General features: G+C 58.9%; 10 protein-coding genes. 4 read left to right on the forward strand and 6 right to left on the reverse strand.

What is annotated here, in order from left to right:
• Positions 1-449: 449 nt before the first annotated feature.
• The 3 genes from ACTJKV_RS07720 to ACTJKV_RS07730 form a co-directional block, all read right to left on the reverse strand.
• Positions 450-2,114, reverse strand: a complete 1,665-nt coding sequence (locus ACTJKV_RS07720) for a thiamine pyrophosphate-binding protein (RefSeq protein ID WP_274102162.1) — start codon at positions 2,112-2,114, stop codon at positions 450-452.
• On the reverse strand, positions 2,111-3,316 hold the full coding sequence (locus ACTJKV_RS07725; RefSeq protein WP_116492201.1) for a CaiB/BaiF CoA transferase family protein: 1,206 nt from the start codon (positions 3,314-3,316) through the stop codon (positions 2,111-2,113). The genes ACTJKV_RS07720 and ACTJKV_RS07725 overlap by 4 nt, the downstream gene beginning before the upstream one ends.
• A 72-nt stretch (positions 3,317-3,388) precedes the next feature.
• Positions 3,389-4,354, reverse strand: coding sequence for an alpha/beta hydrolase (locus ACTJKV_RS07730; RefSeq protein WP_274102277.1), 966 nt, complete (start codon positions 4,352-4,354; stop codon positions 3,389-3,391).
• Between the two features lie 116 nt (positions 4,355-4,470).
• Here ACTJKV_RS07730 and ettA point away from each other — a divergent pair, with 116 nt between their 5' ends.
• A complete protein-coding gene (ettA, locus tag ACTJKV_RS07735; RefSeq protein WP_274102165.1) occupies positions 4,471-6,120 on the forward strand; it encodes an energy-dependent translational throttle protein EttA in 1,650 nt (549 codons plus the stop codon).
• Between the two features lie 214 nt (positions 6,121-6,334).
• Complete coding sequence (locus ACTJKV_RS07740; RefSeq protein WP_274102167.1) at positions 6,335-8,677, forward strand: methyl-accepting chemotaxis protein; 2,343 nt, start codon at positions 6,335-6,337, stop codon at positions 8,675-8,677.
• 77 nt (positions 8,678-8,754) lie between these two features.
• Here ACTJKV_RS07740 and ACTJKV_RS07745 read toward each other — a convergent pair whose 3' ends face one another.
• Entirely contained in the window at positions 8,755-9,225 is a 471-nt protein-coding gene (locus ACTJKV_RS07745; protein WP_274102168.1) for a VOC family protein, read from the reverse strand.
• Positions 9,226-9,523: 298 nt separating this feature from the next.
• On the opposite strand from ACTJKV_RS07745, the gene ACTJKV_RS07750 reads away from it, so the two are divergent.
• Entirely contained in the window at positions 9,524-10,537 is a 1,014-nt protein-coding gene (locus ACTJKV_RS07750; protein ID WP_274102169.1) for an ArsR/SmtB family transcription factor, read from the forward strand.
• Between the two features lies 1 nt (position 10,538).
• Positions 10,539-11,435 (forward strand): methylenetetrahydrofolate reductase [NAD(P)H], encoded by an 897-nt coding sequence (gene metF / locus ACTJKV_RS07755; protein ID WP_062426501.1) that lies wholly within the window; start codon positions 10,539-10,541, stop codon positions 11,433-11,435.
• Between the two features lie 423 nt (positions 11,436-11,858).
• Here metF and ACTJKV_RS07760 read toward each other — a convergent pair whose 3' ends face one another.
• Both ACTJKV_RS07760 and ACTJKV_RS07765 read right to left on the reverse strand, forming a co-directional pair.
• On the reverse strand, positions 11,859-13,085 hold the full coding sequence (locus ACTJKV_RS07760) for a lytic murein transglycosylase (protein WP_274102171.1): 1,227 nt from the start codon (positions 13,083-13,085) through the stop codon (positions 11,859-11,861).
• Between the two features lie 237 nt (positions 13,086-13,322).
• Positions 13,323-14,114, reverse strand: coding sequence for a glycoside hydrolase family 25 protein (locus ACTJKV_RS07765; protein WP_153311914.1), 792 nt, complete (start codon positions 14,112-14,114; stop codon positions 13,323-13,325).
• Positions 14,115-14,122 lie beyond the last annotated feature (8 nt).

Consider the following 14,122-nt stretch of genomic DNA (forward strand, 5'->3'; position numbering starts at 1 on the left):
TAAATTCTTATGCACTCTCTGCACAATTTGCATTCCCCGATCATACGCAAGAAGCGAAGCGAATGATAAGAGGCACTACCCGCAAAATGCGCAATACGTTCAAGTGGTGAAGGACATGCCAACCTGGGTTGCAACTCTCTTAGCTCTAAATGCACTTGCGGGTTTAATGCCGTTTTTCTACGCGCGGAAACTTGGTCGCAAAGAAGGTGCACCTGGTGAGGCTATGCCGAGGTGGTTCGGAGGGTTCCGTGGTTACCATCGGGTGGCCAGCATGCTGCGGAAGCATTCCCAAAACGGAGATCGGTGGGCGCTGACGGCCTACTGGATCTATTGCTGCAGCTTTGTCATTGTACCAGCTACGATCGCATTGCTTTTCATTCAGGACCAGTGGTCGCGCTGATCTTCTTGCAACGCGACCAATGTTTCGATCCCGACGAAAGATATTGTCCTCAGCTCTTGTTCCTGATCTGCGTCAGCGTGCGGGCAGGGGTAATGGCTTCTGCGTCGAGCTTGATCTCGATGATGGCCGCTTTGCCGCTGGCGCGTGCGCGTTCGAAGGCAGGACCAAAGTCTTCGGTCTTTTCCACCAACTCCCCATGTCCGCCGAAGGCTTGGGCATAGGCGACGAAGTCCGGGTTGACGAGATCGGTGGCGCTGACTCGGCCGGGATATTCCCGCTCCTGGTGCATACGGATCGTGCCATAGGTGCCGTTGTTGACGAGCACAGTGATGATCGGCAGGCCGTAGCGCACGGCGGTGATGAATTCCTGCCCATGCATCATGAAGCAGCCATCACCCGCAAAGCAGATGACTTCTCGTTCCGGGAAGAGGTGTTTTGCCGCAACGGCTGCGGGCAGGCCATAGCCCATGGAGCCGGAGGTGGGCGCGGCTTGCGTGTTGAAGCGGCGGAAGCGGTGGAAGCGGTGGACCCATGTGGCGTAGTTGCCGGCGCCATTGGTGAAGATCGCATCCTCCGGCACATTGGCCTCGATCCAGTCCATGATCGGCCCCATCTGCACGTTGCCGGGACCGGTCTTGGGGGGTGTGGACCATTTCAGATAGGCCTCGTGCATGGCAGAAGTGCGTTCTTCCCAGGCTGGGTTTGCATCCATTTTGAGCTCTGCCAGAGCTTCGACGAAGTCCTCCGGCGCGGCGCAGATGGCGAGATCCGGGCGATAGATGCGGCCAAGCTCCTCGGCCTCTGGGAAGACATGGACCAGCGTCTGCGACGGGTAGGGGATGTCCAGCATGGTGTAGCCGGAGGACGGCATTTCCGACATGCGGGCGCCGACAAGCACGATGAGATCGGACTCCTTGATCTCCTTCGACAGCGCCGGATTGATGCCGATGCCCACATCGCCCGCATAGGAGGCGCTCGTGTGATCGAAGAGCATCTGGCGGCGGAAGGAGCAGCCGACCGGCACCTTCAGGCCTTCGGCGAAGTGCTTGAATAAGGTGACGGCCTCTTCCGACCAACGCGTGCCGCCGAGGATGAACATCGGGCGCTTGGCGTTTGCGAGCAGTTCAGTGAACTTCTCCATCTGCTTGCGGCCGGGATGGTTTTCGACCGGCGTGTATGCTTTGGCTTCGGGCGCTTCGACCTCTTCCACCAGCATATCTTCGGGCAGTGTCAGCACGACTGGGCCGGGGCGGCCGGATGTTGCAACCGCAAAGGCGCGTGTGACGAATTCGGGGATACGGCGTGCATCGTCGATCTCGCCGACCCATTTGGCGAATTCGGTGAAGGCGCGGCGATATTCGACTTCCTGGAAGGCTTCGCGCTCGCGTGCGTCGCGCTGCACCTGGCCGACGAAGAGGATCATCGGGATCGAATCCTGTCTTGCGACGTGCAGGCCGGCGGACGCATTGGTGGCGCCTGGACCGCGTGTGACCATGCAGATGCCGGGTTCGCCGGTCAGGCGGCCCCAGGTGTCGGCCATCATCGCGGCGCCGCCTTCCTGGCGGCAGACGACGGTCTCGATGCCGCTTTCATAAAGCGCATCCAGAACCGCCAGATAGCTTTCGCCTGGCACGCAGGAGACGCGCGATACGCCATTGGCTTTCAGCGCCTCGACAATCAGCTGCCCGCCGGTTCTTTTTCCCAAAGTCGTCATTGCGCGATGTTCCTTTCGATATCGTCCAGTTCGGCCAGAACTTCGGCCTGATGTTCTCCAAGGCGCGGGCTTGGACGGGTGTAGCGCAGCGGCGTTTCCGAGAGCACGATCGGCGTGCGGACGCCGGGGATGACCGTGCCATCGGCGGCTTCCAGATCGATGCGAAGACCGCGTGCCTGAACCTGCGGATCGGCAAACATTTCCTCAATGGAGTTTATCGGGCCTGCCGGAACCGCATTGCTTTCGCAGGCGGTCAGAAGATCCCGCTTCATCCATTTCAGCGTCTCGGTGGAAACGATCTGCCGGACGTCCAGCTTGTGCGCCACGCGCGCTTTGTTGGTGGCGTAGCGCTCGTCATCGGCAATCGCCTCGATGCCGAGGATCTTGCAGAGGCGCTTGAACTGACCGTCATTGCCGACGGCAAGAATGAGGAAGCCATCGGCTGTCGGCACCACCTCATAGGGGGAGATGTTCGGGTGCGCATTGCCGAGCCTGACGGGCGGCTTGCTCGAGATCAGGTAGTTCATGTTCTGATTGGCGAGCACGGCGGACTGCACGTCCAGCAGCGCCATATCGATGTGCTGACCCTGGCCGGTTCTGAGGGTGTGGATCAGGGCTGCCTGAATGGCGGTGACGGAATAGATGCCGGTGAAGATATCGGCAACGGCCACGCCCGCCTTCATCGGCTGGCCGTCCGGTTCGCCAGTGATCGACATGAAGCCGGACATGCCCTGGACGATGTAATCGTAACCGGCAAAATCCGCATATGGTCCCGTCTGGCCGAAACCGGTAATGGAGCAGTAGATCAGCTTCGGGTTCAGTGCGCGAAGGCTCTGGTAATCCAGGCCATATTTCTCCAACCCGCCGCGTTTGAAGTTCTCGATCACTACGTCGGCGGTCTTGACCAGGCGCCGCACGATCTGGCGGCCTTCCTCGGTCTTGAGGTCTACAGTGATGGAGCGTTTGCCGCGATTGGTCGAGTGGTAATAGGCGGCCGAGAGGTTGTCGCCATCCTGGCTTTCGACGAAGGGCGGTCCCCAGGCGCGGGTATCGTCGCCACCATCCGGGCTTTCCACCTTGATGACATCGGCACCCATATCGGCAAGCATCTGGCCCGCCCATGGGCCTGCCAGAACGCGGGCAAGTTCGATGACACGAATGCCCTTTAGGGGCGGCTCTTTCGAGGATGACGGTTCGACCATGAGTTACCTTGCGCTTTCCCGAGCCTTATAGACGGGCGGGTTGAGGCGCGCATGTGAATTTATCTCATGGCCTTATTCCGTTTGGGAAACGACGCTGTTCTTGCCCGTGGTCACTCTTGCAGCCCAGGCCGCGAAATCCGCAGCAGGCTTTTCCCAGCCGATCTCATTCAGCGTCTCGTGGCGCATGCCCGTGTAGATCTTGTCTTCCACATCCGAGAAGCCGGCATTGCGGAATTTCTCCGCCAGCCAGCGGATTTCTCGGCCGTCATTGGTCGCGGCGTCCTGGTCACCACTGACGAGCAGGATCGGAAGCTGCTTGGACAAGCGCTGGATCAGTTTCGGGCCGCGGTAGGACATTTCGAAGACATCCTGCCACAGCGAAACACTGGCCTCGAACTGGCAGAGCGGATCGCCGACATAGGCATCGACGGCCGCCTTGTCGTGGCTCAGCCAGTCGGCTGTGGTGCGCTTTTCCGGCATGCGCGCATTCCAGATGCGGAAGGTGGCTTTTGGCAGAACGGCGGACGGCACGTCGGAGCCCTTCAGCATTTTTTCGATGCGCAGAACAGCTTGCGCGAGGCGCCCCATCACGCCGGTGTTGAGGTTGGAGTTCCAGATGGAGAGTGCGTCAAAACGATCCGGGTGGCTGACGGCGGTGTTGAGTGCGATCAGTCCGCCCATGGAGTGACCGAAGAGAATGACGGGGAGGCCTGGATGGCGTTGCTCGACCAGATCGCGCATGGCGATGACGTCCTCGACGACCTTGTAGAGTCCGTCCCTGGAAGCGAAGCGCCCGATCGGTGCGTCCGCCGAGCGCGTGCGGCCATGGCCGCGATGGTCATGCGCATAGACCTCGAAGCCGTGATCGGCCATGAAATCGGCGAAGTGGCGATAACGCCCGGCATGATCGACAAGCCCGTGGCAGATCATCAGAACACCTTGCGGTTCGCCTCTGGCAGGTTCATGGCGATAGGCGAGCGTGGCGCCGGATGAGCTTTCCAGCCGCTCGATTTTGCCGAACATCAGATCGTCGCCCATGCGCTCTTCCACTTGCTTATTATTGGCCAAGAGGTTGCTCCTCAGCCCCGTTTACCTTACATAGCGGCAAATTTCCCAATCCGAATTTTCACATCCGACGCGGAGCATTCGCTACAATGGCACGCCAATTCATCTATCACATGTCCGGGCTGAACAAGTCCTATGGCGCGAAGAAGATTCTCGAGAACGTGAACCTCTCCTTCTACCCGGATGCCAAGATCGGTATTCTCGGGCCCAACGGTGCCGGTAAGTCCACCGTTCTGCGCATCATTGCCGGTCAGGACAAGGAATTCACGGGCGAAGCGTGGCTGGCCGAAGGCGCGACTGTCGGCTATCTGGAACAGGAGCCGAAGCTCGATCCCAACAAGAACGCCTTCGAAAACGTCATGGAAGGCGTTGCCGACAAGCAGGCCGTGCTCGACCGCTACAACGAATTGATGATGAACTATTCCGACGAGACCGCCGATGAAGGCGCCAAGCTCCAGGACATCATCGACAGCCAGAACCTGTGGGACCTTGAACAGCAGGTCGAAATGGCGATGGAAGCGCTGCGCTGCCCGCCTAAGGATTCCGACGTGACTGTTCTTTCGGGTGGTGAGCGTCGTCGTATCGCCCTTTGCCGTCTGCTGCTGTCGCAGCCGGACCTGCTGCTGCTCGACGAACCGACCAACCACCTCGACGCTGAAACGATCGCCTGGCTCGAAAAGCATCTGCGCGACTATCCCGGCGCCGTCATGATGATCACCCACGATCGCTACTTCCTCGATAACGTCACGGGCTGGATCCTCGAGCTCGACCGTGGCCGCGGCATTCCTTACGAAGGCAACTACTCCGCATACCTGATGGCCAAGGCCAAGCGCATGCAGCAGGAAGCGCGTGAAGAAGCCGGTCGCCAGAAGTCGCTGTCGCGCGAACAGGAGTGGATTGCATCCAGCCCGAAGGCCCGTCAGGCGAAGTCCAAGGCGCGTATCAAGGCCTACGAACAGCTGGTCGATGCGGCCGAGAACATTCGTCCCGGCGATGCGCAGATCATCATTCCTGTTTCCGAACGTCTCGGTCAGGTCGTCGTCGAACTCGAAGGTGTCAAGAAGGGCTTCGAAGGCCGCACGCTGATCAACGATTTGTCGATCAAGCTGCCGCCAGGTGGCATCGTCGGCATCATCGGCCCGAACGGTGCCGGTAAGTCGACGCTCTTCAAGATGATCACCGGCCAGGAAAAGCCGGATGCCGGTTCGATCCGCATTGGTGAAACGGTTCATCTCGGCTATGTCGACCAGAGCCGCGATGCTCTCGATGCCGACAAGACCGTCTGGGAAGAAATTTCCGGCGGCGCGGAAATCATCAAGCTCGGCAAGTTCGACATGAACAGCAGAGCCTATTGCGGCGCCTTCAACTTCAAGGGCGGCGATCAGCAGCAGAAGGTCGGCAATCTCTCCGGTGGTCAGCGCAACCGCGTTCACCTTGCCAAGATGCTGAAGGCCGGCGGCAACGTTCTTCTCCTCGACGAACCGACCAACGACCTCGATACCGAAACGCTGGGTGCGCTGGAAAGCGCGCTGGAAGCGTTCGCCGGCTGCGCCATCATCATCAGCCACGATCGCATGTTCCTCGACCGTCTGGCCACGCACATCCTCGCTTTTGAAGGCGACGGTCATGTGGAGTGGTTCGAAGGCAACTTCGAAGATTACGAGCAGGACAAGGTCCGCCGTCTCGGTCCGGATGCGCTGAACCCCGGCAGCCAGGCGTACAAGCGCCTGACGCGTTAAGATCGGTTGCCGCTCAGCAATGAGGACGAGGCATCGGCGAAAGCCGGTGCCTTTTTTCTATTGATTTGCAACTCTTTGTTGCCGTCATCACGAAACTCGACCCGGGTTTACCAAATTTTATGCCGCACTCGCTTAGGTTGGGAAAGCACAGCATCAACCTTTCCCGCGCGGTCAAGATTTTCCAAATCGTGCGGCTCCGCTTTTTGAGGGACCCATGTTTTCTATCAGGAATATTCTTGTCGGTGCCTTTTTGCTTGTGAGCATTATGCTCTGCGGCATCGTCGGTTCTTTGACCTATTCGGCATACTCGCAATATAAGGTCAGCCAGTCGGTCAACGAGTTGGCAGACCTCGATCGCGCGCTATTCAACGTTCTGTTGAACTTTCGCAGCGAGCGCGGCGATAGTGCGACTGCTTTGACGATGTCGCGCGCCGCGGGCGCCACATCCTACGAATCCGTTCAGAAGGCGCGGGCTAAGGTCGATGCCGCGATCTCTCAAGCATTGGCTGGTAGCGAAACCGTGGCAACGCCAGAAATCGGTAGCGCCATGGCGACCACTCGCTCCATGTATGATAGGCTCGTTGCCCATCGAAAGAAGATTGACGAGGCCCTCACGCTTGAACTGGAGCAACGGGAAAAGGGCCTCGACAAGGTAACGCTCGATCTGGGTACGGAATTCCTCAATTCGCTTGAGGCGTCCTCGCTGGCAATCGAAGGTGAGATGCGCAATCTCGATCCAAGCTCGGTCGCGTTGATCCAGATCCGTGCCCAGGCGTGGGCCGCGCGTGCCCTGGGTGGTACCGGTACGGTGGTGATGAACGGCGCGATCGCTGCCAATCGTGGTTTGAACCCGGCCGAGGTAATCAGTGTCACATCGGCGGATGCAGGTGTCGATTTCGCCTGGAAGTCCGTTCGCGTCCTGATCAATCATCCCGATGTTGCTCAGACCTTGAAGGATGAGTTGGTCAAGGCCGACAATGGATATTTCAAGGGTGATTTTGCTGGCTGGCGTTCCGCAATCGTCAGCAAGCTGAAGGCCGGTGAGCCTGGCGGCGTCTCCATCGACGAATGGCGCCCGAAGGTCACGGCTGCGCTGGGCACGATTGCCTCGGTCGCTTCGCTTGCCATGGACGAACTGAACCGCGTCGCGATGGCGCATGAAGCAGCCTATCTGCAGTCCCTTATCTTCTACTTGGTGCTTCTCGTCGCTGCCGTGGCGATCGGCGTCGCTGGTATGGTCATCGTCGTCAACCGTGTGACGAAGCCAGTCTCTGCCCTGACCCGCAGCATGCGCCAGCTTGCTGACGGCGATCTTTCCGTTACGATCGACGGTGCGAGCCGCAACGACGAGATCGGCGGCATGGCGAGCTCCGTGGCGGTCTTCCGCGAAGCTGCGATCCGTAACAAGCAGTTGGAAGCAGAGGCCGAAGCCAATCGTGTTCGTTCGGAGAACGAGCGCGTGGCAATGCACCGGCAGGCGGAAGAAGAGGCCGAAGCACGACTGGTGCAGGCCACCGGCACCTTCGCTTCGGCCATGAAACGCCTTGCGGCGGGAGACATGCTTTGCGAAGTCAATGAGCCTCTCGCTGCACAGTTCGAGGGACTGCGCCACGATTTCAACACCTCGGTCCGCCAGTTGCGCGAAGCCCTGGTAAGCGTCGGGGGCTCTGTCGATACGGTCACCGGCGGCTCCAGGGAGATATCGGACGCGTCCGACGATCTTTCCAAGCGTACGGAACAACAGGCTGCTTCTCTAGAGGAGACGGCTGCTGCGCTCGAAGAGATCACGGCGAATGTGACGGCGACATCCAGACGCACGAATGAAGCCCGCGACGTGGTGCTCGAGGCCCGAAAGAAGGCCGATCATTCCGGTGAGGTCGTCGGCAACGCCGTTGCTGCGATGGAGCGGATCGAAGGGTCTTCGAAGCAGATCGGCCAGATCATCAGCGTCATCGACGAGATCGCGTTCCAGACGAACCTTCTGGCGTTGAACGCCGGTGTCGAAGCGGCACGCGCTGGCGAAGCGGGTAAGGGCTTTGCGGTCGTCGCGCAGGAAGTGCGCGAATTGGCGCAACGCTCCGCCAGTGCGGCCAAGGAGATCAAGCAGCTGATCAGCAACTCCGCCATCGCGGTCAGCGAAGGCGTTCGCCTCGTCAGCGATACCGGTTCGGGTCTTTCGCAAATTGCCGAGCTCGTACAGTCGGTCAATATCCACATGGACGCCATCGCCACTGCCGCGCAAGAGCAGTCTGTGGGGCTGGCCGAAGTCAATCACGCCGTCAACCACATGGATCAGGCTACCCAGCAGAACGCCGCGATGGTGGAGGAGATGAGTGCGTCTGGTGCCGCACTTGCGCAGGAAAGCATCAAGCTTAAGGAGCTTCTCTCGCAGTTCGAGCTTGGCCACGCCGCAAGCCAATTGCGCGGCATGGGCGAAACGATGCGTCACGCAGCATCTTCACGACCGGCGCCGCAGCCACAAGCTGCTCGCATGCGCTCGGCGCCGATGACGCATGGCAACGCAGCCGTCGCGGCAAATGAGTGGACCGAGTTCTGAAAGCGGCTCGCGTTCTAGGATAATGAGAGAGGCGGGAGATCATTCCGCCTCTCTTTTTTTGTGGAGCGGTCTCTGCTTTAGGATTGACCAGCAGCAATTTGCTTCCACTTGGAGAAGGTTAGCGTCCCGGGTATGTCTCTGCGAGGCTGATCTGGCAGGAGCGCGATATACTCCAGCGAGTGGCCATCGGGATCATCAAAGTAGACGCTGGCAGCCGGCATCCAGGGAAAGATGATGGGCTCTTCGATCTCCGATCCAGCACCGTCTCTTGGAGTGATGTCCTTGGAGCGCAGATAGTCGGAAGACTTCAGCAATTGCTCAAGGCTTGTTTGGAAAGCGATGTGCAGCCGGTTTCGCAGTGGAGAACTGTGTATGGACCATAGACCCAGCATAGAGGTCTCGCGGCCTGCAACCCAGAAGAACGCTACATTCCTTTCGGGTATGACATGCGCCAGCTCCAATCCGACGACATCGCGGTAGAAATCGATGGATCGATCAAGGTTTGAAACGGTGAAATGGGTTTCGTAGAGACCTTTGAGGGAAATCATGAGCGTACTCCTGGTTATGCGCCTGCTTCGAGGCTGCTTTTTGAGTTGCTCGCGTTGGTACGACCTCAACCATAGTTGAGGTCAAGGCATTCTTTGCAGATATTTCCAGTGGCGGAAAGCCGCTGATCTTGGTGGGAGAAATCCTTGGTGGCCGGCCAAGAGGTGTCCGGTCGTGGACGGAACATTTGGTGCTTGCTCTCCTCCACTGGTTTTCGAGTCTGGATGCAAGTCCAGTCTTGCATCTCTTTGCTAATCGTATAAAGATATCTTTATATGTTGATTGGATGAGGTTGCGGCTTTGGCGCTCGGGTTGGATAATCTGGTGGATCTGTTGAAGGCAGCGGGGGAGCCGACGCGCTTTCGCTTGCTGGCGCTGCTGTCTGCCGGTGACTTGACGGTGACCGACCTCACCGAAATTCTCGGTCAGTCGCAGCCGCGTATCTCGCGTCATCTCAAGCTTCTGGCCGAGGAAGATCTGATCGACCGCTATCAGGAAGGTGCCTGGGCTTACTTCCGCCTGAAGCAGGATGGCAAGTCTGCCGAACTCGTCAAGCAGTTGCTGTCGCTTGCGTCTTCTGCCGATGCCGTTTTGTCGCGGGACAATGAGCGACTTGCGGCCGTCAAGCGCGTGCGCGCAACGCGCGCGCAGGAATATTTCAGCCGTAACGCCTCTGCCTGGGACGAGCTTCGCCGCCTGCATGTCAGCGATGAGGCCGTCGATGCGGCACTTCTGAAGCTCATCGGTACGACACCGGTTGATTCGATGCTCGATCTCGGTACGGGCACTGGCCGTATCCTGCAGCTTCTCAGCGGCATTTATCGTCGCGCCATCGGCATCGATGCCAGCCGCGACATGCTGGCAGTTGCACGCTCCAATCTGGACAAGGTGGGTGTGGCACATGCCTCCGTGCGTCACGGCGATATTCTCAACCTGCCGCTCGAAGGCCAGGATTTCGATCTGGTCGTCGTCCACCAGGTTTTGCATTTTCTCGATCATCCGGAAATGGCGATTGCCGAGGCGGCGCGGATGCTGCGCCCCAATGGCCGTCTGGTGATCATTGATCTGGCGCCCCATTCGCTGGAATATCTGCGAGAAGAGCACGCGCATGTTCGCCTGGGCTTCTCAAACCAGACCATGGAAGAGTGGCTGAAGAAGGCCGGTCTCTCGCCGGAAAAGTCGGTGGACTTGCATTCCGGCAAGGCATCCGCCCAGTCGCTGGACGTCACCATCTGGGTTGCACGCGACCCGCGCCTGCTGATTGCCGGGGATCAATCCGCAGAGCCTCAATTCGTTTCCGCCGGGAGGGCATGACATGACCAAGACAGAGATCGACCGCAACCCTTCCAGCGACTTCAAGCTCTCCTTCGAGTTCTTCCCGCCGAAGAGCCCTGATATGGATGTGCAGCTTTGGGAAACGGTGGAAGACCTGTCGCGCTGGAACCCGGACTTCGTATCCGTGACCTATGGGGCAGGGGGCACCACAAAGGCGCCGACGCTGGAAGCAGTGCGCCGGATGATCTCGGTGGCAGGCTTGTCGACGGCATCGCACCTGACCTGCGTGGATGCCAGCAAGCGCGAGACACACGAGGTTGTGGAAGAGCTACGCAATGTGGGCGTCAAGCATTTCGTTGCGCTTCGCGGTGATCCTGCGACGGGAATCGGTACGGCCTACAAGCCGCACCCGGAAGGGTACGAGAACGCCGCTGCCCTTGTGCGCGGCTTGAAGGAACTGGGCGACTTCGAGATTTCGGTGTCCTCCTATCCGGAAAAGCATCCGGAGAGCGAAAGCAATGCCGTCGATATCGAGATGCTGAAGCTCAAGGCGGATAACGGTGCAACCCGGGCGCTGACGCAATTCTTCTTCGACAATGATATCTTCGAACGTTACATGGAGCGCGTCACCAAAGCCGGTATCAAAATACCGGTCGTGCCGGGCATCATGCCGATCCAGAACCTTACGCAGTTGAAGCGTTTTGCCGGTCGCTGCGGCACCAGCATTCCAGCTTTTCTCGACGAGCGCTTTGCCGGTTATGATGATGATCCGGTCGGTCGTGCCAAGGTTGCCGCCGATGTTGCTGCCGAGCAGATCTTTGATCTGCAGCGTCGCGGCGTTAACGAATTCCATCTCTACACGATGAACCGCGCACCACTGGTCAATGCCGTTCTAGAGAATGTCGGCTTCCGGCCAGCGCGCAAATCTGCCGCCTGATTGAGCCGCGATCAAATCAAAATAAAAAAAGCGCAGGTAGAAAAACCTGCGCTTTTTTAATGGCTTATGAGGATCAACTTGCGGCCGGGCGTCCTAAACCCCAACGCTTCGTCAGATGAAAAGCATCAATCCGACAAACGCAAACGCCACGCCGACTGCCAAGGCATTAAGAGAATTTGTAAGTCCCATGCTCTGCCTCCTGTTCGTTGACAGTAAGCATTATGACCCTTTTGTGTCTTTTGAAAAGCGCTTTTTATGATGCGCTGCACACCAAACAGGCCGCTTCTGGGTGAAATTGCGGCAGCAATCCATTGAAAAACAACTTATATTACACGGTGAAGATTTCGTTATTCCGACCGTAAAAAAAGTAAATGGCCGAGGTTTCCCCCGGCCATTTTCATCGAATCCGATCGTCTCAGATCATTAAAGCTTGTCGAGGAGCTCGCGGGTCGGCCAGCCATCGGCGGGGAGGCCCAGACGCTGCTGTTCGCGCTGAACGGCGATGCGAGTACCGGAGCCGAGAATGCCATCGATCTTGCCGACATCATGCGTCTTGGCATCCAGCTTCGTCTGCAGTTCCTTCATCTCGGCATCGTTGAGGCCGGGATCCGGGTTGCCTTTGTTGTAGACCGGAGCGCCCATCAGACGTGTGGCAAAATAGGCCGCAGAGGTCGTGTAGATAAACGACTGGTTCCACTCGAGATAGATGTTGAAGTTCGGGTAGGTGAGGAAGGTCGGTCCCTTGCGGCCCTGCGGCATGATGAGCGCTGCCTGGAGATTGGCGAACTTCTTGTCGCCGTCGCGCGGCGTAACGCCAAGGTTGAACCAGTCACCAGCGGTCATGGTGCCGCCAAGGCCGGATTTTTCCCACGGCAGGTTTTCCGGTACCGAAACCTCCTGGATCCAGGGCTCGCCCTTCTTAAAGCCGAGGTGCTGGATGAATTTCGCAGCCGTCAGGATCGCGTCCGGCGAGCTACCCTTGACGTTGACGTGGCCATCGCCATCACCATCGACGCCGAATGCAATAATGTCCTTCGGCAGCATCTGCACCTGGCCGATTTCGCCTGCCCATGCACCCGTGTTGGTCGCAGGGTCAAGATCGCCATGCTGGACCATTTCGGTGAGTGCGATCAGCTGCGGACGGAAGAGCTCCGGACGGCGGCAATCATGCGACAGTGTGACCAAGGCATTGCGGGTGTTGAAATCGCCCTGTACGGCGCCGAAATCGGTTTCCATCGCCCAGAAGGCGGCGATGACGCCAGCGGGCACACCGAACTCGTCCTCGGCGCGCTTGAAGGTGGAGGAATATTCCTGAAGCTTCTTGCGGCCCATGTCCAGACGGCCCTGGCTGACGGTGCGCTGCGAGAATTCGAGGAAGGTCTGGCGGAAGACGCCCTGAGCGCGGTCGCGCGAAAGAACCTTCTGGTCGATCTGGGCACCGGCGAGCGCCTTGTCGACAGCTTCTGCCGATACGCCCTTACCGATGGCTTCGTCCTTCACGCCCTTGAGGAAGGTCGGCAGATCGCCACCGCAGGGAACCTGCTTCGGGTCATCGGGGGAGACGGTTGGGGTCACGGCGAGCGCGGAACCGCAGGACAAGGCAAAAAGAGTGGCAGCAAGAACCAGGCTGCGTTGCGAGAAGCTGAACATCAGAATTCCTCAAATGTGCGATTGGCCCACTGGTTTCCTTCCCTTTGTGGCGGAAGCATGGGCAAGATCGTGAAAGACAATCGCAGAGGTTTTGTTTCGTCGCCCCTGCGATTATTTCGTCGCACATCTGCCTGTATTGGCTCAAAAAGCAAGTCCAAAGCAGGTCGCGCAGAAGTGGTATACGCTTTTGTGGCAACTGAACCCGCTATCCACGGCGGTCTGGCGTTTCGTTCGTCGTCAGCTGCGGGCGTTGGAGGCAGACGCGACCCATGTGCGCCAGTTCTTCTCGCTTCCGGAGAAGACGTTGATGTCGGTCGGGGTGCTGATGCCCGGAATGACGCCCGTGCCGGTATATTGCCAGAAAGCCCATTGGCGCTGCGGATAGATTTCCGATGGATGAGCTGCGACCGAACGAACCCAGAAATGATAGTTCTTGAACTGGCCGACCAGATTGTCCCGGTGGAAATCGACGCTGGTATAGATGATCGGCCGCTTGCCGTAGTAGTTTTCGATGCGGGTAAGGAAGCGCTGGATTTCGGAGCGAACCACATCGGGTGACGGCCGCGTCTTGCAGGTCGGGGAGGCGGGGTTCCACTCCACATCGAGTACCGGCGGCAGCTTCATCGATTCCTTCGGCACGTTGCGGATGAACCAGTCGGCCTGCGCATCGGCGGGCGCACAGAAGTAATAGAAGTGGTAGGGCGCGTGCGGCACACCGGCTGCGGCCGCGCCGCGCCAGTATTCTTCGAATCGGGAATCGAGACGATCGGTGCCTTCGGTCGCCTTGATGAAGGCGAAGGATACGCCGGACTTGCGCACGGTCGCCCACTCGATTTCGCCATTCCATTTGGAAACGTCGATGCCGTGCACCTCGTGCCTGTGCGGCGAGTTGCGCCCGAAATCGTGCGGATCGTTATCCTTGAACTTCGGTCGTGCGACGGAGGCGGTCTCGAGGAAATCGTAACTGGTCGAGGTGCAGCCACTAAGGACCAGCAAGGTGCCAAGAAGAGCCGGAATGAGCCGCCGCATGATGTTCC

Origin of the sequence: Agrobacterium sp. 22117 (assembly GCF_052045735.1) — a bacterium.
GTDB lineage: Bacteria > Pseudomonadota > Alphaproteobacteria > Rhizobiales > Rhizobiaceae > Agrobacterium > Agrobacterium cavarae.